Annotated in this window: 23 protein-coding genes; 16 read left to right on the forward strand and 7 right to left on the reverse strand. The window is 65.4% G+C overall.

All coding sequences use genetic code 11. The features are described 5' to 3' along the window. Positions 1 to 551, reverse strand: a 551-nt coding sequence (locus tag EN738_RS02920; protein WP_145966823.1) for a caspase family protein, incomplete at its 3' end; no start/stop codon positions are given. 232 nt (positions 552 to 783) lie between these two features. On the opposite strand from EN738_RS02920, the gene EN738_RS02925 reads away from it, so the two are divergent. Continuing rightward, a complete protein-coding gene (locus EN738_RS02925; protein WP_127282372.1) occupies positions 784 to 1,188 on the forward strand; it encodes a Fur family transcriptional regulator in 405 nt (134 codons plus the stop codon). Between the two features lie 27 nt (positions 1,189 to 1,215). Here the strand turns inward: EN738_RS02925 and EN738_RS02930 are convergent, their stop codons facing one another. Both EN738_RS02930 and polA read right to left on the reverse strand, forming a co-directional pair. Then, positions 1,216 to 1,845: a LysE family translocator gene (locus tag EN738_RS02930; protein ID WP_245494321.1), complete on the reverse strand. Its 630-nt coding sequence runs from the start codon at positions 1,843 to 1,845 to the stop codon at positions 1,216 to 1,218. A gap of 1 nt (position 1,846) precedes the next feature. Then, a complete protein-coding gene (gene polA, locus EN738_RS02935) occupies positions 1,847 to 4,810 on the reverse strand; it encodes a DNA polymerase I (protein WP_189605729.1) in 2,964 nt (987 codons plus the stop codon). Between the two features lie 449 nt (positions 4,811 to 5,259). On the opposite strand from polA, the gene EN738_RS02940 reads away from it, so the two are divergent. The 12 genes from EN738_RS02940 to EN738_RS02995 all read left to right on the forward strand — a co-directional run bounded on the left by EN738_RS02940 (position 5,260) and on the right by EN738_RS02995 (position 15,736). Next, positions 5,260 to 6,645 (forward strand): M20/M25/M40 family metallo-hydrolase, encoded by a 1,386-nt coding sequence (locus EN738_RS02940; protein ID WP_127282374.1) that lies wholly within the window; start codon positions 5,260 to 5,262, stop codon positions 6,643 to 6,645. An 88-nt stretch (positions 6,646 to 6,733) separates the two neighbouring features. Further along, a complete protein-coding gene (locus EN738_RS02945; protein ID WP_127282375.1) occupies positions 6,734 to 7,354 on the forward strand; it encodes a ribonuclease D in 621 nt (206 codons plus the stop codon). Between the two features lie 18 nt (positions 7,355 to 7,372). After that, the gene (locus tag EN738_RS02950) at positions 7,373 to 7,573 is read left to right on the forward strand and encodes a hypothetical protein (RefSeq protein ID WP_127282376.1); all 201 of its coding nucleotides are present in this window, start codon (positions 7,373 to 7,375) and stop codon (positions 7,571 to 7,573) included. A 173-nt stretch (positions 7,574 to 7,746) separates the two neighbouring features. Next, positions 7,747 to 8,001 carry a GlsB/YeaQ/YmgE family stress response membrane protein gene (locus EN738_RS02955; RefSeq protein ID WP_127282377.1) on the forward strand — a complete coding sequence of 85 codons (255 nt, stop codon included), beginning with the start codon at positions 7,747 to 7,749 and terminating at the stop codon, positions 7,999 to 8,001. 28 nt (positions 8,002 to 8,029) lie between these two features. Further along, complete coding sequence (locus tag EN738_RS02960; protein ID WP_127282378.1) at positions 8,030 to 8,176, forward strand: hypothetical protein; 147 nt, start codon at positions 8,030 to 8,032, stop codon at positions 8,174 to 8,176. 254 nt (positions 8,177 to 8,430) lie between these two features. Then, complete coding sequence (locus EN738_RS02965; RefSeq protein WP_245494330.1) at positions 8,431 to 8,730, forward strand: protamine-2 (modular protein); 300 nt, start codon at positions 8,431 to 8,433, stop codon at positions 8,728 to 8,730. A 309-nt stretch (positions 8,731 to 9,039) separates the two neighbouring features. Continuing rightward, positions 9,040 to 10,578 carry an APC family permease gene (locus EN738_RS02970; protein WP_210214059.1) on the forward strand — a complete coding sequence of 513 codons (1,539 nt, stop codon included), beginning with the start codon at positions 9,040 to 9,042 and terminating at the stop codon, positions 10,576 to 10,578. Positions 10,579 to 10,580: 2 nt separating this feature from the next. Further along, the gene (locus EN738_RS02975; RefSeq protein ID WP_127282380.1) at positions 10,581 to 10,958 is read left to right on the forward strand and encodes a hypothetical protein; all 378 of its coding nucleotides are present in this window, start codon (positions 10,581 to 10,583) and stop codon (positions 10,956 to 10,958) included. Between the two features lie 7 nt (positions 10,959 to 10,965). After that, positions 10,966 to 11,910: a carbon-nitrogen hydrolase family protein gene (locus EN738_RS02980; RefSeq protein WP_127282381.1), complete on the forward strand. Its 945-nt coding sequence runs from the start codon at positions 10,966 to 10,968 to the stop codon at positions 11,908 to 11,910. After that, positions 11,873 to 12,544, forward strand: a complete 672-nt coding sequence (locus tag EN738_RS02985; protein WP_127282382.1) for a TetR/AcrR family transcriptional regulator — start codon at positions 11,873 to 11,875, stop codon at positions 12,542 to 12,544. The genes EN738_RS02980 and EN738_RS02985 overlap by 38 nt, the downstream gene beginning before the upstream one ends. A gap of 122 nt (positions 12,545 to 12,666) precedes the next feature. Beyond that, positions 12,667 to 14,922, forward strand: a complete 2,256-nt coding sequence (locus EN738_RS02990) for a transglycosylase domain-containing protein (RefSeq protein WP_127282383.1) — start codon at positions 12,667 to 12,669, stop codon at positions 14,920 to 14,922. Between the two features lie 64 nt (positions 14,923 to 14,986). Then, positions 14,987 to 15,736, forward strand: a complete 750-nt coding sequence (locus EN738_RS02995; protein ID WP_126058269.1) for an SDR family oxidoreductase — start codon at positions 14,987 to 14,989, stop codon at positions 15,734 to 15,736. Positions 15,737 to 15,755: 19 nt separating this feature from the next. On the opposite strand, the gene EN738_RS03000 is transcribed toward EN738_RS02995, so the two are convergent. Then, positions 15,756 to 16,676 carry a zinc-binding dehydrogenase gene (locus EN738_RS03000; RefSeq protein WP_127282384.1) on the reverse strand — a complete coding sequence of 307 codons (921 nt, stop codon included), beginning with the start codon at positions 16,674 to 16,676 and terminating at the stop codon, positions 15,756 to 15,758. 136 nt (positions 16,677 to 16,812) lie between these two features. Here EN738_RS03000 and EN738_RS03005 point away from each other — a divergent pair, with 136 nt between their 5' ends. After that, entirely contained in the window at positions 16,813 to 17,619 is an 807-nt protein-coding gene (locus EN738_RS03005) for a helix-turn-helix transcriptional regulator (RefSeq protein ID WP_127282385.1), read from the forward strand. Positions 17,620 to 17,648: 29 nt separating this feature from the next. On the opposite strand, the gene EN738_RS03010 is transcribed toward EN738_RS03005, so the two are convergent. From EN738_RS03010 to EN738_RS03020, 3 genes are all read right to left on the reverse strand, one after another. Next, positions 17,649 to 19,457: a cation:proton antiporter gene (locus EN738_RS03010; RefSeq protein ID WP_245494323.1), complete on the reverse strand. Its 1,809-nt coding sequence runs from the start codon at positions 19,455 to 19,457 to the stop codon at positions 17,649 to 17,651. Positions 19,458 to 19,631: 174 nt separating this feature from the next. Continuing rightward, positions 19,632 to 20,081, reverse strand: coding sequence for a host attachment family protein (locus EN738_RS03015; protein ID WP_126058273.1), 450 nt, complete (start codon positions 20,079 to 20,081; stop codon positions 19,632 to 19,634). A gap of 215 nt (positions 20,082 to 20,296) precedes the next feature. Then, entirely contained in the window at positions 20,297 to 20,491 is a 195-nt protein-coding gene (locus EN738_RS03020) for a hypothetical protein (protein ID WP_127282386.1), read from the reverse strand. Here EN738_RS03020 and cysG point away from each other — a divergent pair. Both cysG and EN738_RS03030 read left to right on the forward strand, forming a co-directional pair. After that, entirely contained in the window at positions 20,490 to 21,938 is a 1,449-nt protein-coding gene (gene cysG / locus EN738_RS03025; RefSeq protein ID WP_127282387.1) for a siroheme synthase CysG, read from the forward strand. The genes EN738_RS03020 and cysG overlap by 2 nt on opposite strands. Next, positions 21,935 to 22,240: a DUF2849 domain-containing protein gene (locus tag EN738_RS03030; RefSeq protein ID WP_127282388.1), complete on the forward strand. Its 306-nt coding sequence runs from the start codon at positions 21,935 to 21,937 to the stop codon at positions 22,238 to 22,240. Before cysG ends, EN738_RS03030 begins: the two co-directional genes overlap by 4 nt. The last annotated feature ends 2 nt before the right edge of the window (positions 22,241 to 22,242 follow it).

The following is a 22,242-nucleotide window of genomic DNA, read 5'->3' on the forward strand; positions in this document are numbered from 1 at the left end:
ACCCAGACGAAGGCGCCCTTGTCGCGGATGGTGTCGAGCGCGGCGCCGACCTCATTGTCGACGAGCGCGTTGGGCACGCCGGCCTCGCGGTTGACCCATTTCTCGATGTCGACGGGAAGGAAGATCTCGTCGAGGCCGTCGGTCTCGTCGCCCTTGGTCGCCTCGGGCTGCTGGGCGCCATGGCCGGACAGATGCAGATAGACGAAGTCGTCGCGCTTGACCCTAGCGGCGAGGTTGGCCAGCGCCGCCTTGATCGCCGCGTGCGTCGGCAGGCCGGCTGCGCCGTCGACATCCTTGGCAAGCAGGGTGACGTTCTCGGGCGCGAACTTCACCGGGGCCGGGGTGTTCCTCAGCAGGTAGTCGCGCACCAGGCCGGCATCGTTCTTCGGCCCGATCAGCCAGTTCTTCTTCGGCAGGTTCGGATAGTCGGTGCAAGCGACCAGCAGCGCGTGATAGGAGCGCTGGGCGGCAAGCGCACGGAACGACAACGTCCCCGCAGCCGTCAGCGCGGAGGCGCCGACAAGCAGCGTCCGGCGTGTCAATCTGATCATGGATGCCCCCCAAGCCCGATCGAATTCGCAAGCAGTGGTAACCCTCGTCGATGATTTTGTCAGTATTTTGAAGGCTGGTTGCGCGATGGCGATGACCAATCACCGAAGCGGTGCCGTCGATGGCGACGGAAACAGTGGCAAAAGAGGCGGTTCGTCGCTATCTCAGTGGAATTCAGGCCACTTGCATGCGCAAATGGCGCGCGGACGGCGCAAGCAGACTGGAAGCAGGACCATGGCGGCAAGGGATGTGCTGACGAAGAACCAGTTGTGCGTGCTCGAAAAGCTCGAGGCCGCCAGCGGACCGCTCAGCGCCTATATGTTGCTCGACCAGCTGCGCGAACGCGGCTTTCGCGCGCCGCTGCAGGTCTATCGGGCGCTCGACACGCTGGTGAAGTCGGGTTTCGTGCACCGGCTGGAGAGCCTCAACTCCTTCGTCGCCTGCGCCGAGCCGCACGACCACAGCCATTCGATGACCGCCTTCGCCATTTGCGACACATGCGGCCAGGTGACCGAGATGTCCGACCATGATGTCGACCACCGGCTGGACGAATGGGTGCGCTCGACGGGCTTTGCCGCCAAGAAGGCGGTGATCGAGTTTCGCGGGACGTGTGCGAAGTGCTTAGCCGAGGCGGCCTGACCTCTACGCGCTTTTCCTGGAATCGCTTCAGCGCGCGGTCGACCAGGCGAACCAGAACGCGACCAGCGCCAGCAGGGCGGAAAGCAGCCGTCGGGCAAATCGCTCCCTTCGGGGATCGTTGAGGAACGGTTCCAGCGCCCCCGCCAGCGCGACAATGACGCCGTGAACAGCAGTCGCGATCGCCACGTAGACCGCGGTGAGCAGGACTGTCTGGGAAAGGACCGGCCGTGAGGCGTCGACGAAGGTCGGCAGCACCGCGACGTAAAAGACCGCCGCCTTGGGGTTAAGGAGATTGGTGACGAGCCCGCGCATGAAATGCTTGCCGTGCGCGCCGCCGGCGCTCGATACGACGTCCGTTCCCGCGGTCCAGCCTTCCCAGGCGAGGTAGAGAAGGAACAGCACCCCGGCCCAGCGAAGTCCCTCGTAGAGCGGCCGCGATGCCTGGATCAGTTCGGCGACGCCGAAGGCCGCGACTGCGCCGACGGCCGCCAGTCCCAAGGCGATACCCGCCACCGTGGCAAAGCCGGCGCGGCGTCCCTGGCTGGCGGAAATCAGCGCCAGATAGGTCATGTTCGGACCCGGCGTGAGTTCGATCAGCAGGCATGCGAGCGAAAAGGAGAGGACGGTGGCTGTCGAGGGCGGCAGCAACGCGTTCACATCAATGCGCCTCGTCCCAGTTGTTGGCGGCCCGCGCATCGACATGCAGCGGCACCGACATCGACACCGCCGGCATCGGCGCGTTCTCCATCACCCGGCGCACGACGGGAAGCGTCGCCTCGACCTCGGACTCCACGGTCTCGAAGATCAACTCGTCATGCACCTGCAACAGCATGCGGGCCGACAGGCCGGCCTTCTCCAGCGCCTCCTCCATATGCACCATGGCGCGGCGGATGATATCGGCTGCCGTGCCCTGCAGCCTGGCGTTGATCGAGGCGCGCTCGTTGAAGGCGCGGATCGACGGGTTGGACGAGCGTATCTCCGGATAGTGGATACGGCGGCCGAATATGGTTTCGACAAAGCCGTGCTCGCGGGCGTAGGCCTTGGTCGCCTCGATATAGTCGCGGATGCCCGGGAAGCGCTCGAAATATTTCTTGATGTAGGCGCCGGCCTCCTCGCGCGGGATCGACAGCTGGTTGGCGAGGCCGAAGGCCGAGATGCCATAGATGATGCCGAAATTGATCGCCTTGGCGCGGCGGCGCACTTCGGAAGGCATGCCTTCGACCGGCACGTTGAACATCTCGGATGCGGTGATGGCGTGGATGTCGGCGCCATCGGCGAAAGCCTGCTTGAGTTGCGGGATCTCGGCTACGTGGGCGAGCACCCGCAATTCGATCTGGCTGTAGTCGGCCGAGACCAGCTTGTGGCCCTTTTCGGCGATGAAGGCAGTCCTGATCTTGCGCCCCTCGGCGGTGCGCACCGGGATGTTCTGCAGATTGGGGTCGGAGGACGAGAGACGTCCCGTTGTCGTCGCGGCCAGCGCATAGGAGGTGTGGACGCGTTTTGTGTCGGGATGGATGAAGCCAGGCAGCGCGTCGGTATAGGTCGATTTCAGTTTCGTCAGCTGGCGCCAGTCGAGGATCTTGCGCGGCAATTCATGGCCTTCGGCCGCAAGGTCCTCCAGGAGCTGCGCCGAGGTCGACCATTGCCCGGTCTTGGTCTTCGAGCCGCCCGGCAGGCCCATCTTGCCGAACAAAATGTCGCCGAGCTGCTTGGGCGAGCCGATGTTGATGCGCTCGCCGACGATGCCGTAGATCTCCTCCTCGACGCGGGCCGCACCCTGCGCCAGCTCTCCCGACAGCCTGGAGAGGATCTGGCGGTCGACGGAGATGCCGCGCTGCTCCATCCGGGCCAGCACCGGCACCAGCGGCCGCTCCAGCCGCTCGTAGACGGAAACCAGGCCCTTGGCGGCAAGCCTGGGCTTCAGCACCTGCCAGAGCCTCAGCGTGATATCGGCCTGCCCGGCGGCGTAGGCGGTCGCGCGCTCGATATCGACCTGATCGAAGCCGACGGCGCTTTTCCCCGATCCGGCAAGCTCCTTCTTGGAGGCCGGGGCATGGCCCAGCCATTTTTCCGAGAGGCCGGCCAGGTCGTGGCCGCCGGACGTGCCGGCATCAAGCACATAGGAGATCAGCATCGTGTCGTCGAATGGGCCGATCTCGATGCCGTGGCGGCTCATCACGACGATGTCGTATTTCAGGTCCTGCACGATCTTGAGAACGGACCTGTCCTGCAAGAGAGGCTTCAGCAGCGCCAACGCCTCGCGGACGGGGATCTGGTTCTCCAGCATGCCGCCGCCCAGCAAGTCGCCGGTGCCGCTCTTGTGGACGAGCGGCAGATAAGCGGCGCGGCCGGGCGCCACCGCCATGGACAGGCCGATCAACTCGGCCTGCATCGGGTCGGGCGAGCTGGCCTCGGTGTCGAAGGCGAGGACACCGGCTTCCCGTGCCTCGGCGATCCAGGCCGTCAGCGCCGCCGCATCGCGAATGGCGACATAGGCCGACGTGTCGATCTTGCGCGCCGCCGCCTGTTCCAGGCGAAGCGCCGAGAGCAGGGAAGGGGTGTCGCCCTGCGGCGGCGCGTCTTCTCCCCGGATGGCCGGCGCTGGCTTGTCGGCGTCGTTGCCGGCGGGCGTGGCCCGTGCTGCCGGCGGCGCGCCGGCTCCGACATCGGGTCCGTGCGCGGTATCGGCGCGCTCGATGGTGACGGCGGCGGCCTGGACGTCGCCGATTTCGGTTCCGGTCGCTTCGGCGACGCGGCGGGTCAGCGTGGTGAATTCCATGGTCTTGAGGAAGCCGATCAGCTTCGGCCCATCCGGCGCATGCAGCTCGAAGTCGCCGAGCCCCTCGGCGACCGGAACGTCGTTCTTCAGCGTCACCAGCTGGCGCGAGATGCGCGCCTTGTCGGCATTGGCGATGATCGATTCCCGCCGCTTCTCCTGCTTGATCTCGGCGGCGCGCGCCAGCAGCGCGTCGAGGTCGCCGAACTGCTCCAGAAGCTGCGCCGCCGTCTTCGGCCCGATGCCGGGCACGCCCGGCACATTGTCGACCGAGTCGCCGGTGAGCGCCTGCAGGTCGATCATCTTCTCCGGCGGCACGCCCCATTTCTCGATCACTTCGGGGATGCCGATCTGGCGGTCCTTCATCGGGTCGTACATGCCGACCGTGGGACCGACCAGCTGCATCAGATCCTTGTCGGAGGAGATGATGGTGGTATCGCCGCCAGCCTCGCAGGCAAGCCGGCAATAAGTGGCGATGAGGTCGTCGGCCTCGAAGCCCTCCATCTCGATGCAGGGAAGATTGAAAGCCGTGGTCGCCTGGCGGATCAGGCCGAACTGCGGGATCAGGTCCTCTGGCGGCGCCGAGCGGTTGGCCTTGTATTCGGGGTAGAGATCGTTGCGGAAGGTCTTCGAGGAATAGTCGAAGATGACGGCGAAATGCGTCGGCACCACGCCGACATCGGTGTTGCGGGCATCCTGCATCAGCTTCCACACCATGTTGCAGAAGCCGAGCACGGCATTGGTGGGCAAGCCGTCGGATTTGCGATTGAGCGGCGGCAGCGCGTGATAGGCGCGGAAAATGTAGCCGGAGCCGTCGACGAGGAAGAGATGATCGCCTTTTTTCATGCCGGCAGGGATAGCGCGGCCAGACGGCGCGGTCCATGCCAAAGGCGGCTGAAAACCACCGGTTCCGGCAACACCCTGACAGAGGCTGCCGCCGAATGATCCGGCCACTCACGGGCATGTTACAAAAGTGTAATACTGGTGCCCTTGAATCGCCACGTTCACAGACCCAAATATGGGTCATCGGCAGTTTTCGCCGAAGTCCGGAGCAAGGCCCGTCCCCCGCCTATCCCGGACAACTGCGGCAGCCTATCCCCCCTCTCCGGGCTGCCGCAACGTTTCGAGTAAGGCCGCCGTGGTTCCCCCTCCACCACGGCGGCTTTTTTTCGCCTTGAGGTCCGACATACCGGTCTGGATGTTTTTCCGCAGCCAAACGCGCTTGGTCCAACGTTCCCGGCTTTTCGTTTTCGGCTCGCCCCTTTAGGGTCGGCGCAAAATCGAAAGGCCAGAAAATGTCCAGAATCTCCCCCGTCCTCGATCGTCTCGACCAGAATCTCGACCAGAGCCTGGAACGGCTGTTCGGGCTGCTCGGCATCAAGTCGATCTCCACCGATCCGGCCTATGCCGGCGACTGCCGCAAGGCGGCGGCGTGGCTGGTGGCCGAGCTGAAGCTGATCGGCTTCGACGCCAGCGTGCGCGACACGCCCGGCCATCCGATGGTGGTGGCGCATCACGACGGGCCGGCGGGCGCGCCGCATGTGCTGTTCTACGGCCATTACGACGTGCAGCCGGTCGATCCGATCGACTTGTGGGAAAGCGATCCGTTCGCGCCGGCGATCAAGGAGATCGAGCCCGGCCGCAAGGTAATCACCGGCCGCGGCTCGGCCGACGACAAGGGCCAGCTGATGACCTTCGTCGAGGCCTGCCGCGCCTGGAAGCAGGTGCATGGCGGCCTGCCTTGCCGCATCACCATCCTGTTCGAGGGCGAGGAGGAGTCCGGCTCGCCGTCGCTGAAGCCGTTCCTGGCGGCCAACGCCGCCGAGCTCAAGACCGATTTCGCATTGGTCTGCGACACCGGCATGTGGGATCGCGAGACGCCCTCCATCTGCGTGTCGCTGCGCGGCATGGTCGGCGAAGAGGTCACCGTGAAGGCGGCCGATCGCGACCTGCATTCGGGGCTCTATGGCGGGGCTGCCGCCAATCCGATCCGCATCCTGGCCGGGATCCTGGCCGATATCCACGACAAGGACGGGCGCATCACCATCCCGGGCTTCTATGACGGTGTCGAGGAGACGCCGTCGCAGGTGCTGAAGTCGTGGGAAACGCTCGGCGAGACCGCCGAGAGCTTCCTCGAGCCGATCGGCCTGTCGATCCCGTCGGGCGAAAAGGGACGTTCGGTGCTCGAACTGACCTGGGCGCGGCCGACGGCGGAGTTCAACGGCATCATCGGCGGCTATACCGGCAAGGGCTTCAAGACGGTGATCGCGGCTGAGGCCTCGGCCAAGGTGTCGTTCCGCCTCGTCCACAAGCAGGACCCCGAGAAGATCCGCGCCGCGTTCCAGGCTTTCGTCAGGGAGCGCATTCCGGCCGATTGCTCGGTCGAATTCCACCCGCATGGCGGCTCGCCGGCGATCCAGCTTTCCTATGACTCGCCATTCCTGGCCAAGGCCAAGGAGGCGCTGTCGGATGAATGGCCGAAGCCGGCGGTGACCACGGGCAGCGGCGGCTCGATCCCTGTGGTCGGCGATTTCCAGACCTATCTCGGCATCGAATCCCTGCTGGTCGGTTTCGGCCTCGACGACGACCGGATCCACTCGCCCAACGAGAAATACGAGCTCACCTCCTTCCACAAGGGGCAGCGGTCCTGGGCCCGCATTCTCGACGCGCTGACACGCTGAGGCGGCGCGAAGGACAACTTTCTGTTGATTTTTGGATGGATCGAAGCGAGGACGAACCAACAGCCCAGGCCGCGATCCGGAGACAATGATGAGCGACATCCGCTTCCACAAGAACGACTTGCCCGACCTGTCCCATTACAATGTCGGGGCGGTGGCGATCGACACCGAGACGCTTGGCCTCAACCCGCACCGCGACAGGCTGTGCGTGGTGCAGATCTCGCCCGGCGACGGCAGCGCCGACGTGATCCAGATCGCGCCCGGCCAGAAGAAGGCGCCGAACCTGGTCAGCCTGCTCAGGAACCGCAGCGTCACCAAACTGTTCCATTACGGCCGCTTCGACATCGCCGTGCTCTACAACGCCTTCGGCGTCATGGCGGAACCGGTGTTCTGCACCAAGATCGCCTCGCGCTTGACCCGCACCTATACCGACCGGCACGGGCTGAAGGACATTTGCGGCGAGCTTCTCGGGGTGACCCTGTCGAAGGTGCAGCAATCGTCGGACTGGGCAGCCGAGACCCTGTCGCCGGAGCAGCTCGAATATGCCGCCTCCGACGTGCTCTATCTGCACCGGCTGCGCGAGGTGCTGGCCGGCAGGCTGGCGCGCGAAGGCCGCACGAAGGAGGCCGACGCCTGCTTCCGCTTCCTGCCGACGCGTGCCAAACTCGACCTGATGGGCTGGGGCGAGGAGGATATCTTCGCCCATAGCTGACGGCCGTGGGAGGACGACATGGCGGAGAGACAGCCGATATCAACCGCGCCGACCGACGGCTCGAAGGTCACCGTCTACTGGAAGGACGGCAATGGGGTGATCAACGAGTCGGTCGCGCAGTATCGCGACGGCGGCTGGTGGACCTATATCGACAGCACCACGCAGAAGAAGGTCGAGCCGAGCAGCTGGCGGCCTGCCGCAAGCGACGATGACGACTAAAGCAATTCCAGGAAAAGTGTGAGGCGGTTTTCCGTCCGCAATTGCTCAAAGAAAGGGCTTGAGGTCGGTCGCTGGCGGCCGGGATTGCTTTGGCTTAGCCTGAACCCGTTGATATCGAGGCCGATTCGGGGACTTGCGCTCCGCTGTCGCCCTCCTGCTCAGAGGAAAGCTCAATGGGTATCGAAAGCCTTCTCGTCTTCATCATCATCGGCGCCATCGCCGGCTGGCTCGCCGGCCTCATCGTCAAGGGCTTCGGCTTCGGTCTGATCGGCAACATCGTCGTCGGCATCGTCGGCGCCCTGATCGCCGGCTGGCTGTTCCCGAGGCTGGGGTTCGCCGTAGGCGGCGGCGTGCTTGCCGCGATCATCCACGCCACCATCGGCGCGGTGATCCTGCTGGTGCTGCTCAAGCTGGTGAAGCGGGCTTGATGCCTGGCGTGGGCACCAGGGGCGCGCCATGAAGCAGAACACACTCTATCTGATCATCGGCGCGCTGCTGGTCGTGGTCATCGCGCTCGGCGTCTATGTCTACCGCGAGCAAACGCGGCCGAAGGGCGTCGAGCTCAAGATCGACGACAAGGGCATTTCGATCCAGCAGAATTGATCGGATCGGCGCAGCCGGCGCCGACGGATTGACCGGCCGCATCGGCTTTCGTCGGGCCGCCTCTCGGGTTTCCGGCGAGGCGGCCCCGGTCCCCATTTCCATTGTCACCCCCTCGGCTGTCGCGGCGCTTCTCTGGGCGCAGCGCGAACCCCCTGGGCTTTTGCAACCGCCGCGCTACTTCCCTTTTGTGGACCTCGGTTCACTGATTGGCAGATTGGGAGGTTTTCATGGATCGCCGATTATTCTTGACGGGAATGCTGGGCGTGGCGGGGGCGGCCGCAATTGTCAGCGCGGTTCGGCCCATCAGCGCCGTGGCCGGCATTCCGGACGCCAGAAGCGGTATCCTCGATGAGCTCGAGGCGCAGGACAAGCAGGCCTGGGAGGACGATGGCAGCGAAGCGGAGGTGCAGACCGTCTCGCATCGCCATTGGCATCGGTGGCATCGGCGGAGAAGGCGGCGTGCCTGGAGACGTTACTGCCGCACCTACTGGCGGCATGGCCGGCTGCGCAGACGCTGCCATCGCCGGCGCGTCTGGATCTGGTTCAGGCTTTAGGGGCTAGCGGCGTGCTCCTGCTCCGGCCGGTTTGCCCAGCCGGGGCAGGGCGTCGTTCGCCGGTTTGAACGTGCAACGCGCCGCCAACGCGCGGCGGATAACAGGACGCGGCGCCGGAAAGCATGGGCAACCGCGGCCCGCGACGAGCGCCAAGCCGGACCCTCAGCAACTATTTGATTATCAATCGTTTTCAAATTTATCCCACTTGACCCGCCCCTAAGATCAAGGCCGCCGCAACAGGTCCTCCGGATCCATTGGGCGTAGTGCGTCGATGGCCAGCCGCGAAAGCGCCCCTGTACCTCACCGGACTTGAGAAGAGCTGCTGCAAGCAAGCATCGCGACCTCGCGAGTCGTGAGCCGATTGACAAAACAATCCAAGCCTATCATATGATAGGTAGACTATCGATTGATAGGGAGGGGATTTTGGATCGAGTGAGCTCGGACGCTTCACGGTTGCAGGAGCTGGGTTATCGACAGCAGCTCCGGCGCGGACTCGGCGTCTTTTCGACATTTTCTATCGGCGTTGCCACCGTCGCACCGGTGGTCGGTCTCTATGCGATCTTCGGGCTCGGGATGAACCTGTCCGGGCCGGTGTGGGTGTGGCTGCTGGTACTGTCCCTGGTCGGCCAGGTGCTGGTGGCAGTGGTCTATTCGGAACTCGCATCCGAGTTCCCGATTGCAGGAGGGCCCTATCAGTGGGTGCGCCGGCTGATCGGGCCGGACGCGGGCATCTTCACAGGCCTCATATACCTCGTTGCCGTGTCGGCGGCGCTCGCCACCGTGGCGTTCCTTGCGGCGCCGTGGTTCGCGCAGCTGCTCGGTCTTCAGCCCTCGCCGGGCGGGCACATGCTGCTTTCGTTCTGCGTTCTGCTCGCTTCCCTGCTGGTCAATGCCGGCGGCGTCCAGGTCGTTCGCGTGGCGGTAAACTTCGGCATCGCAGCCGAGATAATCGCTTCGATGCTCATCGGCTCGATGCTGCTGGTGTTCTTCCGAACCCACGATGCCACCGTCCTCTTCAGTTCGATGGGGGCTCCGACCTCGCTCGGAGCAGCGCTTGCCACGCTCGCCGTCTGCGGTTGGGCCTTCGTCGGCTTCGATGCGAGCGCGTCGGTCGCCGAAGAGACCACCGGCGCGGGCGCGAACGTTCCGCGTGCCATCCTTGCCGCCACGGCGGTCGTTGGCATCGCAGTGGTTTTGGTCGCCGTTGCCGTCATCCTGGCGACCGGTGACCTCCAGGCGGTGATCTCGGGCTCTGAAATGGATCCGGTCACGGCGACGGTGGTCGCCTCGCTGGGTGATTGGTCGCGAATGCCGTTTCTGGCGGTGGTGGCGATCACCTTTTTCGCCTGCTGCATTTCCATGCAAGCCTATCTTGGCCGCGTCATCTTCAGTCTCGCCCGGGATGGCGTGCTTCCGTTCTCCCGCAAGTTGGCTTCGGTCAGCGAAGGCAGAAAGGTTCCGCTGGTCGCCATGACGACCATGACGCTCATCGCCTCGGCCTGCCTGCTTCTCGGCTTCAACGAAGGGGCTGTCGGAACGATGATCAGCTTCGGCACCGCAGGCCTCTATATAACGTTCCTGCTGGTCGTGGCGGCGGCGCTCTACGCCCGCCTCAGCGGCAAGTGGCGCCCCGAGGGCTCGTTGCGTCTCGGCACGCCGGTCAACGTCGCCGCCTTGGTCTGGCTGCTGTTCGAGACCATCAACATAGCATGGCCGCGCGTCGAACTGGCGCCGCCAAATGCTCCGGTTTGGCAGGTTTGGGCGGCGATCTGGGTCTTCGCGGTCGTTGCCGCGCTGGCTGTCATCTACATCGGCGCGTGGCGTCGCAAGAACCTGGGTGCGGAATAGAAATGAGCATTCTGGGCAAAGGCGGCCTGCTGCTGCTGTCGATGGGGGGCTGCTCCGGCATCCTCATGTATCTGTCGCTCGAGCGCCCGGCAGGCTGGGCATACATCAGAAACTTCGCGCGGCTGCGGCAAGGCCACGTCGACGCTTTGGTGCTCGGCGGCATCTTCCTCGCCGCGGAGGCGACAGGCGTCGTCGACCCTTATGCGTCTTTGGTGTTGCTGATCACCGGCTTCTATACCGTCATCTCGACGGGTGCGATGGGCTGGTGGCCGGATTTTCCGCAGCGATACAAGGTTGCAGGCGTCGGCGACTTCGCCGCCTTGTCGACTTTCGCTCTTGCCTGGGTCTGGGTCACGGTCCGCGTGCTGACGGGGTGGTAGAAGAGACATGACGCGCATTTACATCAGCCAGAAGCCCCCGCACCTTCTCGATCTCGACGCGGGCATCGCCACTGCGAAAGCGGAGATCGAGGCCGCAGCGGCACAAGGCGCCGATCTCGTTGTGTTTCCCGAGACCTGGCTCGGCGGCTATCCAGCCTGGGTTTTCGGGTTAGCCGGCTGGAACGATCCGGAGGCGCGGCACTGGTTCCAGAAGCTGGTGGCCGCAAGCGCCACCGTTCCCGGCCCTCACGTGCAGGCCCTCTGCGACGCCGCGCGTGACAATGGGGTGTGCGTGGTGATCGGCCTCAATGAGCGCGCTCGGCCGAGCGCCGCGCTGCTTTACAACAGCGCGCTTACGATCGACGCGGATGGATCGATCGTGTCCGTTCACCGCAAGCTTACTCCAACCCACACCGAACGCCTGGTCTGGACGCCGGGCGATGCGGACGGCCTGCGTGTGAACGAAACGGCGGCCGGGCGGGTCGGCGCGATGGTATGCTGGGAGCATTTCCATCCCATCATCCGGCAGGCCCTGCACGCCGAGGACGAGCAGATTCATGTTGCCCTTTGGCCGGACATGCCGTCGGCGCACCAGCTTGCTTCCCGGCACTACGCTTTCGAGGGGCGCTGCTTCGTCGCAAGCGCCGCGACGTATCTTCCTGTGGAGGCCGTGCCGCCGGACCTGTGGGCGGCCTATGAAAAGGGGACGGGGGGAGACGTTTCGTTTCCCGGAGGATCGGGGGTCATCGGGCCCGACGGCGAATACCTGGTCGGTCCGGTCTTCGGCGACGCGCCCGTCATCTGTGACCTTGACCTTGCGCAGACCATAGCGTTCAAACACGATCTCGACGTAACGGGTCACTACAGCCGATCCGATATCCTGCATTGGGGCGTCGATCGGCCGGGAACGAGGAATGGCGAGCAAGGCAGACCGGACTATCGGAGCAAGTGATCAAAACTGGGATCAGTTCGCGCCAAACGACACCCGGCGACGAATCCTCATGGAAGCCAGCGCGCTCTTCCGCCGCCACGGATATCAGGCCACCTCGACACGACAGATCGCGGCTGCGGTAGGCATCAGGCAGCCATCGCTGTTTCACCATTTCGCAAACAAGCAGGCGATACTCGAGGCGCTGTTTTCTCTCAGCCTCGACAATGCGGTGGTCGTCGCGGAAAGGACAGCGAACGCATCTGGATCGGCGGCAGCGAGGCTTCATGACTACCTGGTCTGGGATCTCGAGACGCTATTGAGCCTGCCGCTCTCGCTATCCGAACTCTACAGCAGCGATATATTGCGTGCGCCGGAATTGGCGCACTGGGCCGCCAAGCTCGAATCCCTCTACCTCGCGTTGGAGAAACTTGTCCGCCAGGGCATAGAGGCTGGCGAGTTCGTTGCCACGGATCCGGTGCTCATACGCATCCTGATCGCAAACGTGACGATCGCACACATCCAGTACGCGGACGAACGGCCTGATCGAGATCCCAAGAAGCTGGCGCGAGACGGTGCGCGGTTCGTACTCGCCGGGCTGAGCAACATGCAATCCGCTCATCTTGACGAGTTGATCTCTGGCACAAGAAGTCGGTAGCGGATTTAGAAAATCGTAAGGAATTTCAAAAGGGTGCATAAACCCTGCTTTAACGCGCCCTTAAATCGCCGCATCTAGTCTGCACCCGAGCGCCATCAGCACCGGGACATTAAGCGAAGCGCATGGCGAACCGCAGAGACAGTCGCATCGAACCGAGCTTCGACGGGCCGCCCCAGGCGAAATCCCCGGCCGGGTTTTCGGTGAGCGAGGAGGATCGCGTCGTGCCGGGCAGTCGCAAATCCGCCGCCAGACGCAAGCCGGCCAGGAAGTCGTCGCGTCGCGGGCGTGATCGCAGCCGGCGCGGCCTGTTCGGCATTCTCGCCCGGCTGGCCTACTGGTGCTTCGTGCTGGCCATCTGGGGCGGCATCGCGGTGGCTGGCATCGTCGTCTATTACGGTGCCAAGATGCCGGCAGCGACCACCTGGTCGATCCCCGACCGCGCGCCCAACATCAAGATCGTCTCGGTCGACGGACAGCTGATCGCCAATCGCGGCATGAGCGGCGGCGAGGCCGTCGGCCTGCATGAGATGTCGCCCTACATCCCCGAGGCCGTCGTCGCCATCGAGGACCGTCGCTTCTATTCGCATTTCGGCATCGATCCGATCGGGCTGACACGCGCCATGGTCACCAATGTGCTTGGCGGGCACTTCTCGCAGGGCGGCTCGACGCTGACGCAGCAACTGGCGAAGAATCTGTTCCTGACGCCCGACCGCACGCTGGAGCGCAAGGTGCAGGAAGTGCTCCTGGCGCTGTGGCTGGAGCACAAGCATACCAAGGACCAGATCCTCGAGATGTACCTCAACCGGGTCTATTTCGGCTCCGGCGCCTATGGCGTCGAAGCGGCTTCGCGGCGCTATTTCGGCAAGAGCGCGCGTGACGTGACGCTCTCCGAAGCAGCGCTCCTGGCCGGCCTGCTCAAGGCGCCGTCGCGGCTGTCGCCGGCGCGCGACCCGAAGGCGGCCGAGGAGCGCGCGCAACTGGTGCTCGCCGCCATGCGCGACTCCGGCAAGATCGGCGCCAAGGAACTGACGAGCGCGATGAGCGCGCCGGCGACGCGCGCGCCGTCCTACTGGACCGGTTCGGAAAACTATGTCGCCGACACCGTCATGGGCGAACTGCCCGACCTGATCGGCGACGTGCGCGGCGATATCGTCGTCGACACCACGGTCGATCTCACCTTGCAGAAGCTTGCCGAACAGTCGATCCGGCGACTGATCGACGAGAGCGGCAAGAAGCTCAACGTGACGCAGGGCGCGCTGGTGTCGATCGACGATTCCGGCGCCGTGCGCGCCATGGTCGGCGGCTACGACTATTCGACCAGCCAGTTCGACCGCGCCTCGGAAGCGCGCCGCCAGCCGGGCTCGGCCTTCAAGCCCTTTGTCTACATGGCAGCGCTCGAGGCCGGCCGCACGCCGGACAGCGTGCGCAACGACGCGCCGATCAAGATCGGCAAATGGACGCCCGACAATTACGGCGGCAAGTACTACGGCAAGGTGACGCTGGCGACGGCGCTGGCGAAATCGCTTAACTCGGTCGCCGCCCAGCTCACCATGGAGGTCGGGCCGGACGCGGTGGTGGAAGCGGCGCACCGCATGGGCATCCAGTCCGACCTGCAGTCGAACACCTCGATCGCGCTCGGCACGTCGGAAGTGACGCCGCTGGAGCTGACCTCGGCCTATGTGCCGTTCGCCAATGGCGGCTTCAAGCCGGACATCCATTTCATCCGCCGCGTGACGACGACCGATGGCAAGGTGCTCTACGACAACAATGGCGGCAGCGCGCCGCGTGTCGTCAAGCAAGAGATCGTCGGCATGATGAACTCGATGATGACCGGCACGGTCGAGATCGGCACCGCCAAGAAGGCGGCCTTCGCCTGGCCGTCAGCCGGCAAGACCGGCACCAGCCAGAATTCGCGCGACGCCTGGTTCGTCGGCTACACCGCCAACCTGACCACCGGCGTGTGGTTCGGCAATGACGACGGCAGCGCGATGAAGAAGGTCACCGGCGGCGCGCTGCCGGCGCAGGCCTGGCACGAATTCATGGTCGCGGCGCATGAAGGCGTGCCGGTGCGGCCGCTGCCGGGCACCTGGAAGTCGACGCCGTCCGACACAGTCGTGCCCGACGAGATACCCTCGGCCGATGCCGGCCAGCCGGCGCCGGTGCCGCAGGCGGCGGTCGGTCAATCCCAGTCCGCCCAGGCGCCCGCACGCCAGGCGCGACCGTCCCGGCCGGCCGAGACGGTCGATGCCGACGGGTTCGACATGCCGGGCGATGGCGGGACGACAGCCTCGGTCGGCCATCCGGTGCCGCCTGGCAATGTCGGCGGCCCGACGAAAAAGCGGCAGACCTCGATCCTCGACATCCTCACCGGCGGTTGAGCGGCAACATCGCCTCTCGCCATGGCTTGCGCCTTCGGCTACATGTCCGGCCGGAGACCGCGATATGGCCGAGACCGACACCAGAAAAACCATCGTGCTGACCGGTGCCAGCCGGGGCATCGGCCATGCCACGGTCAAGCGCTTCTCGCGCGAAGGCTGGCGGGTGATCACCTGCTCGCGCCAGGCATTCGCCGAGGACTGTCCGTGGCCTGCGGGGCCGGAGGACCACATCAAGGTCGATCTCGCAGACCAGGAGGATGTCGGCATCGCCGTCTCGGAAATCCGCCACCGTCTTGAGGCGCATGGCGGCCAGCTCAACGCGCTGGTCAACAATGCCGGCATTTCGCCGAAGCTGAAGGACGGCAGCCGGATGAACTCGATCGACACGCCGATGCATGTCTGGCGTGACGTGTTCCAGGTCAATTTCTTCGCCCCGATCATGCTGGCCAGGGGCCTGTTCAAGGAGCTGGCGCAGGCGAAGGGCTCGATCGTCAACGTCACCTCGATCGCGGGCACCCGCGTGCATCCGTTCGCCGGCACGGCCTATGCGACATCGAAGGCGGCACTTGGTTCGCTGACGCGCGAGATGGCGCATGATTTCGGCCCGCACGGCATCCGCGTCAACGCCATCGCGCCGGGCGAGATCGACACCGCTATCCTGTCGCCGGGCACCGACAAGATCGTCGAGACGATCCCGCTCAGGCGCCTCGGCGCCACGGCGGAGGTGGCCGATATCATCTTCTTCCTGTGCTCCGGGCAGGCGTCCTATGTCACCGGCTCGGAGATCCATATCAATGGCGGTCAGCACGTCTGAGCGGCTGACTCAGGACTGCTCATCCGGTCATGGTGAGGACTGCCTTGCCGCTGAAGCTGCGCTGCCGCAGGGCGTCCAGCGCCTGGCCGATGTCTGTCCACGGCACAGTCAAGGCGACGCGGGTTTCCAACCGGCCAGCCGCGACCAAAGCGAGCAGCGTGGCGATGTCGGTGCCGATGGCTGGACCGGACGTATAGTAGGCGAAGGTCTGAAGCCTCGCCCCTTCATGGCCTGGAACGAACTGGCGAAATCCGACGGGCGTCAGTTCGCCGCTGCTTGAACCGAACATGACGATCGTGCCGCCAGGCGCGACGCGTTCGATCGCGTGCGCAAGGCTTGTGCCGCCGACCGACTCGGTGATCAGCGAGAACGGCCCCTCGGCCCGCGCGATCGAGTCGACGACCCGCCCGGCTCCCAGCCCACTCAGGTCTTCTTCATGCCGGGCGGCGGCTATCGCCGTCACCGAGGCGCCTTGCTCGCGGGCGATCTGGATCTGGAAACGACCGACCGCACCGCTTGCGCCGGTGATCAGAACCTGCTGGCCGGCGAGGTCACCGCCATGGCGCAACGTCCTCAGCGCCGTCGTGCCGGCGACCGGAAGCGTGGCGGCGGAACCGAAGCCGATGCCATCCGGCAGGACGGCGAGACGGTCGGTCGGAACCGCGACACGTTGGGCCCAGCCGTGCTCGTCGACCAAAGCTGCGACCCGGGTCCCCACGCCAGGCCCGGTGCCATCGGCTGCTGCCCGTTCGACGACCCCGACGATGTCCTGGCCGGGTATCCAGCCATTCGGACGTATGGCGAGGAGGCGCAGCTCACCCCGGTTCAGCGAGGTTGCGTGGACCGCGATGAGCGCCTCGTTCGCCAAGGGCCGAGGGTCCTCGACATCGGCGAGCCTAAGCCCGGTGGCGCTGTCGGAAGCGATGACGAGGGCGAGCATGGGGCTGTACCTTCCTGGACCAAGCCGGCGATGGGCGCGCGGCGTCAACGCGATCGCCATGCGCAACCGGAGCCTATCGACTTTCAGGGTCAAAGAATTTAGCTATAATGGCATAAGATCGCTAAAAGTAGTCATCATGAGACAGCCTCTTCGCTACCCATGGCTCGATTTCGATGTCGACGACGTCCACGCGCCGGCAATCGCCGTGCGCGTCGACGTACCGGAGACCAGGGCCGAGGTGCGCGACCACTGGCATCGCAAGGGGCAGCTCGTCTTCGCGCTGGGAGGCGGCGTCACCTGTCGGGTTCCGAGCGGTCTGTGGATGGTGCCGCCGCATTGCGCCGTGTGGATCCCGGGCGGCATGCAGCACAGCAACATCGCGACCGCCAATGCGCGGATTTTCTTCGTTTATCTCGAACCGGGCGCCGCCGATCTACCGGACCGGTGCTGCACGCTTTCGATCTCGCCGCTGCTGCGCGAGCTGATCATCGAACTGTCGGATTGCGCGCCGGAGAACGCACGATGCGGTTTCCTGGGAGGGATCCTGCTTGCCGAACTGCCGCGCATGCCTGTCCAGCAACTGCACCTGCCGATTTCGGCCGAGCCGCGCTTGCGGCGGATCGCAGAGGCGTTAGCAGACGATCCCGCCGACCGCAGCACGCTTGCGGAATGGGCGAACCGCGTGGCGCTTAGCGAGAGCAGTCTGGCGCGCCTCGTCGTGAAGGAGACAGGGCTGACCTTCGGGCGCTGGCGCCAGCAGCTGCACCTGATCGTGGCGCTGCGCGAACTCGCCTCAGGCGCCAGCGTGCAGCAGGTCTCGGGCGATCTCGGCTATGAATCCGTCACGGCGTTTATCACCATGTTCAAGAAGGCGCTGGGCAAGCCGCCGGCGAAATATCTCAGCGATATCTCGCAAAACGGCGGCTCCGCATTTGTCGCTTGATCAACCCGGCTGGTGCGTGGACGCGCAACTCAAACGGGTTGCGGTTTGATCTCCGGGGCGAGGGCGCCCTCTTCCAACCCAGCGGGTGCCGTACCCGTCACCACCTCGACGATGCCGCGCGCGATCTCGCGTTCACCCATGATCACGGTGTCGGCGCCGAGCCCCTTGAGATGCTCGACCTCGGCATCGGAATGGGCGCGGGCGATGACATTGACGCTGGGGTTGGCGGCGCGGGCGCGCAGCACGATCTGACCGGCCTCGAAGGCGTTGGGAATTGCAAGGATCAGCCGCCTGGCGCCTTCCGGATTGGCGGCTGAAAAGACGTCGGCATTGGCGGCATTGCCGGCGATGGTTTCGACGCCATCGGCCTTCAGCTTCGCCAGAGTCTTGTCGGCGTCCTCGATGACCAGAAAGGGCAGGGCGGCCTGTTTCAGCGCCGCGCCGACGAGACTGCCGACACGGCCGTAGCCGATCAGGATGGAATGGCCGGTAAGCGCGGTTCTTAGCGGTGGGCCGTCGTCCTTTTGCGGCGAAGCCGTCACCGAAGCCACCTGGCCGGGCTCGGTCGCCGGACCGATCGGCCTTGCCTGTTCCGGCGGCGATGCCTTGGCGGAGCGAGCCTCCAGCCACGGTGTCATCCAGTCGATGGCAAGGAACATCAGCGGATTGAGCAGGATCGACAGGATGGCGCCGGCGAGGATCAGGTCGCGCCCCTGCTCGGGCAGCAGTTTCAGCCCGACGCCGAGCTCGGCGAGGATGAAGGAAAACTCGCCGATCTGGGCGAGGCTGGCCGAGATCATCAGCGCCGTCGCGATCGGGTAGCGGAAGGCGACGACGATGACGAAGGCGGCCAGCGACTTGCCGATGACGATGATGGCCAGCGTCGCCAGGATCGGCCAGCCATTGCTGACCAGGCTGAACGGGTCGAACAGCATGCCGACCGAGACGAAGAACAGCACCGAGAAGGCATCGCGCAGCGGCAGCGATTCCTCGGCTGCCCGATGGCTTAGCTCGGATTCGCTCATGATCATGCCGGCGAAGAAGGCGCCCAGCGCCAGCGATACGCCGAACAGTTTCGCTGCCCCGAAGGCGACGCCCAACGCAATCGCCAGCACCGCCAGCCGGAACAGCTCGCGCGACCCGGTATGGGCGACATAATGCAGGATCCAGGGGATCACGCGGCGGCCGACCACCAGCATGACGACGACAAAGGCCACCACCTTGGCCAGCGTGACGCCGACGACGCCCCAGATGCCGTAGCTGGCCGGCAGCGCCAGCAGGCTGGCATGGACGTCGGCCTGCGGCACGCCGCCGAGCACGCCGGCCAGCGCCGGCAAGAGCACCAGCGCCAGCACCATGGCAAGGTCCTCGACGATCAGCCAGCCGACGGCGATACGGCCACGCTCGGTCTCGATCAGCCGTCGTTCCTGCAACGCGCGCAGCAGCACCACCGTCGAGGCGACGGACAATGCCAGGCCGAAGACCAGCCCGGCGCCCACCGACCAGCCGAGCAGCCAGGCAAGGCCGACGCCGAGCAGCGTGGCAAAGCCGATCTGGACGATGGCGCCGGGCACGGCGATGGCGCGGACGGAGAGAAGGTCCTTCAGCGAGAAATGCAGGCCGACGCCGAACATCAGCAGGATGACGCCGATCTCGGCAAGCTCGGTGGCCAGGCTTGCGTCGGCGACGAAGCCCGGCGTGTTCGGCCCGACCAGGACGCCGGCCACGAGATAGCCGACCAGCGGCGGGATGCGGAAACGGTTGGCGAGCGCGCCGAAGATGAAAGCCAGCCCCAGACCGGCGACGATGGTGGCGATAAGGGGCGTGTCATGCGGCATTGTCTATGGAGCGCCTTTCGAAAAAATCACGATGCAGGATAGGGCCGCCCCGCGGCAGCCGCCCCTTGCAATATGGGGGGAGGCATGGCCGCGAGGCAACCCGTAAAGCCGTGAAATCGAAAGGCAAAGGCGCACGAATGCCGGGCGAAGGGCGGATTGCGCTTGCGGGCGCCGTCAGGCTGCCTGGAGCAGGCTTTCGATCTCAGGGATGGTGTGGTTGGTCAGCGTCTTTGGAATTTCCACCGTCACCTTGTCGCCGACAAGCTTGTGGAGCTTCCGGCGCATTTCGCCCAGCACCAGCGGCGGCGCGATCAGCACGATCTCCTTGAAGGCGCCGCGATTGGCGAGCCCATAAAGCCGTTCGGCAATGTCGTCGGCGAAGCGCTCCTTGCCGATACGATGCCAGTCGGTGTCCTCGACCGCGCTGCGATGGATGGAGGGTCCGTCATTGTAGCGGCCGGGGCGGTCGCTGCCCTGCTCGCGCGTGGCGGGGTTCTCCTGCTCCATCTCCTGCACGACCTGCAGGTCCGGATTGCGGGTGTTGCCTTCATTGCGCAGGAACAGCGCTTTTTCGCCATCGGCGACCACGATCCAAAGGCCATGTTTCAGCGTGACATTGCTCATACGGGCTCCTCCTGGTTTTGCTGCGTTGCGAACCGTTCGCGGCGGCAGGCCGGGGCGGGTCCGTATGGCAAACGCCCGCTCAAGCAGGAATGTTCCGATATCGTTGTGGCGCTCATCCAACGTAGCGTGCAAGCCCGCGACGACCTTTTGCGGCCTTAATCTACTAAATTGGTAGAATTTAGAAAAATCTGTTTTGCAGCGTGGAGTATTTGCAGCTAAAAACGCCTGAGATCAGGGCCCGCAACAGCGGCTTCAATCCGATCCTCTCCCGGATGTGGAATTTTTTTCTCCTGCTCTTCGCGCTTGCGAAAAAGCGATTGCCTGCCATCGCGGGATGCGCGAGTGCTTTGCTTCTGGTTTTTCACGCCCGCGCGTAAAACTGCCAAATTGCTCAGGAATCTGCTCGCCATGCCGCAGGCCAATGCCAAGCTCAACGCTTTCCCCGTCTTCATGCGGGTCGAGGGCGAAGCCGTGGCCATTGTCGGCGGCGGCGAGGCGGCGCTGGCCAAGGCGCGGCTCGTCGGCCAGTCGAGCGCGGTGCTGCGCATCATAGCGCAAACCGCCGAAGCCGAGCTGCTGTCTTTCATTGCCGCGACCGGTGCTGTCCATGTCGCCGCCGCCTATGAGGCCGCGCATCTCGAAGGCGCGACCATTGTGTTCGCCGCCAGCGGCGACGAGGCGCTCGACCGCCGCGTTGTCGAGGATGCGCGCCGCTTGAGCATTCCGGTCAACGCGGTCGACCGGCCAGAGCTTTGTGATTTCTTCACGCCGGCGCTGGTCAACCGCGCGCCGGTCGCCATCGCCATCGGCACCGAAGGCGCCGGCCCGGTGCTTGCGCAGATGCTGCGCGGCCGCATCGATCGCATGCTGTCGCCGTCGCTCGGCGCGCTGGCCACGCTTGCCGCGTCCTTCCGCGGCACCGCCGAGCGGCTGCCGAAGGGCACCGGTCGCCGCCGCTTCTGGCGCGATTTCTTCGCCGGCGCGCCGGCGCGAGCCGTCGAGGCGGGCGAGTTTGCGAGGGCGCATGATGCCGCCGTCGAGCTGCTTGTCTCCGACGCGCCGGCCTCGGGCCACATCGCGCTGGTCGGCGCCGGTCCGGGCGCCGAGGATCTGCTCACGCTCAGGGCGCATCGCCTGCTGATGGAAGCCGACGTCATCGTCCATGACGCGCTGGTGCCGGAAGCCATCGTCGCCATGGGCCGTCGCGATGCCGAGCGCCTGCCGGTCGGCAAGCGCAAGGGCTGCCATTCCAAGAGCCAGGAAGAGATCAACGCGCTGCTTGTCGAGCTTGGCCGCGAGGGCAAGCGCGTCGTGCGGCTGAAGTCGGGCGACCCGCTGGTGTTCGGCCGCGCCGGCGAGGAAATGGCGGCACTTCGCGATGCCGGCATCGCCTATGAGGTGGTTCCCGGCGTCACCGCGGCCTTCGCCGCCGCCGCCGATTTCGAACTGCCGCTGACGCTGCGCGGCGTGTCGTCCTCGCTGGTGTTCACGACCGGCCATGACCTTAAGGGCAATTCGCTGCCCGACTGGGCCAAGCTCGCCATTTCCGGCGCCACCGTCGCCGTCTATATGGGCCGCTCGGTCGCGGCCGAAGTCGCCGGCCGACTGATCGAGGCGGGCCTGTCGCCCGACACCGCCGTCGCCGTGGTCGAGAACGCCAGCCTCGGCAACCGCCGCCGCTTCCACGGCACGCTGGCCGACCTGCCTTCGCTGGAGGCCCGCGCCGATCTCGCCGGTCCGGTGATGACCATCATCGGCGACGCGGTCGCCGGCGCCAATTTCGAACGTTCCGAGCCGCTCGCGGCACACAGGCATGAAGATACGGCCAGCGCAACGGCCGAAGGAGTTGAACAATGAAGGTTCTGACCGCGAACAGGCTCACCGACGGCATCGCCGTCTGGTACGCCGATGGCGGCTGGGCGGAAACGGTCGGCGGCGCCGACCTCGCCCATGACAAGGCGGCGGAGGACCGGCTGGAAGCGATCGGCGCGGCGGCCTACGCCAACAACGAGGTGGTCGACGTCAATTTGATCGACGTCACGGTGGTCGACGGGTTGGTCGAGCCGGTGCGGCTGCGCGAAAAGATCCGCGCCGCCGGGCCGACCATCCGCGAAGATCTCGGCAAGCAGGCGAGCCCGCAACCCATGCGGGCGGCATAGAC

Origin of the sequence: Mesorhizobium sp. M4B.F.Ca.ET.017.02.2.1, assembly GCF_003998955.1 — a bacterium.
Taxonomy (GTDB): Bacteria; Pseudomonadota; Alphaproteobacteria; order Rhizobiales; family Rhizobiaceae; genus Mesorhizobium; species Mesorhizobium abyssinicae.

Bases quoted from the DNA above. Each gene is read 5' to 3' on its own strand.
- EN738_RS02925 (WP_127282372.1), top strand. From the start codon at position 784: ATGGCGGCAAGGGATGTGCTGACGAAGAACCAGTTGTGCGTGCTCGAA.
- EN738_RS02960 (WP_127282378.1), top strand. From the start codon at position 8,030: ATGAAGCAGAACACACTCTATCTGATCATCGGCGCGCTGCTGGTCGTG.
- EN738_RS03015 (WP_126058273.1), bottom strand. From the start codon at position 20,081: ATGAGCAATGTCACGCTGAAACATGGCCTTTGGATCGTGGTCGCCGAT.
- EN738_RS02965 (WP_245494330.1), top strand. From the start codon at position 8,431: ATGCTGGGCGTGGCGGGGGCGGCCGCAATTGTCAGCGCGGTTCGGCCC.
- EN738_RS02995 (WP_126058269.1), top strand. From the start codon at position 14,987: ATGGCCGAGACCGACACCAGAAAAACCATCGTGCTGACCGGTGCCAGC.
- polA (WP_189605729.1), bottom strand. From the start codon at position 4,810: ATGAAAAAAGGCGATCATCTCTTCCTCGTCGACGGCTCCGGCTACATT.
- EN738_RS03030 (WP_127282388.1), top strand. From the start codon at position 21,935: ATGAAGGTTCTGACCGCGAACAGGCTCACCGACGGCATCGCCGTCTGG.
- EN738_RS02990 (WP_127282383.1), top strand. From the start codon at position 12,667: ATGGCGAACCGCAGAGACAGTCGCATCGAACCGAGCTTCGACGGGCCG.
- EN738_RS02975 (WP_127282380.1), top strand. From the start codon at position 10,581: ATGAGCATTCTGGGCAAAGGCGGCCTGCTGCTGCTGTCGATGGGGGGC.
- EN738_RS03020 (WP_127282386.1), bottom strand. From the start codon at position 20,491: ATGGCGAGCAGATTCCTGAGCAATTTGGCAGTTTTACGCGCGGGCGTG.
- EN738_RS03010 (WP_245494323.1), bottom strand. From the start codon at position 19,457: ATGCCGCATGACACGCCCCTTATCGCCACCATCGTCGCCGGTCTGGGG.
- cysG (WP_127282387.1), top strand. From the start codon at position 20,490: ATGCCGCAGGCCAATGCCAAGCTCAACGCTTTCCCCGTCTTCATGCGG.
- EN738_RS02985 (WP_127282382.1), top strand. From the start codon at position 11,873: ATGGCGAGCAAGGCAGACCGGACTATCGGAGCAAGTGATCAAAACTGG.
- EN738_RS03000 (WP_127282384.1), bottom strand. From the start codon at position 16,676: ATGCTCGCCCTCGTCATCGCTTCCGACAGCGCCACCGGGCTTAGGCTC.
- EN738_RS02955 (WP_127282377.1), top strand. From the start codon at position 7,747: ATGGGTATCGAAAGCCTTCTCGTCTTCATCATCATCGGCGCCATCGCC.
- EN738_RS02940 (WP_127282374.1), top strand. From the start codon at position 5,260: ATGTCCAGAATCTCCCCCGTCCTCGATCGTCTCGACCAGAATCTCGAC.
- EN738_RS02980 (WP_127282381.1), top strand. From the start codon at position 10,966: ATGACGCGCATTTACATCAGCCAGAAGCCCCCGCACCTTCTCGATCTC.
- EN738_RS03005 (WP_127282385.1), top strand. From the start codon at position 16,813: ATGAGACAGCCTCTTCGCTACCCATGGCTCGATTTCGATGTCGACGAC.
- EN738_RS02950 (WP_127282376.1), top strand. From the start codon at position 7,373: ATGGCGGAGAGACAGCCGATATCAACCGCGCCGACCGACGGCTCGAAG.
- EN738_RS02945 (WP_127282375.1), top strand. From the start codon at position 6,734: ATGAGCGACATCCGCTTCCACAAGAACGACTTGCCCGACCTGTCCCAT.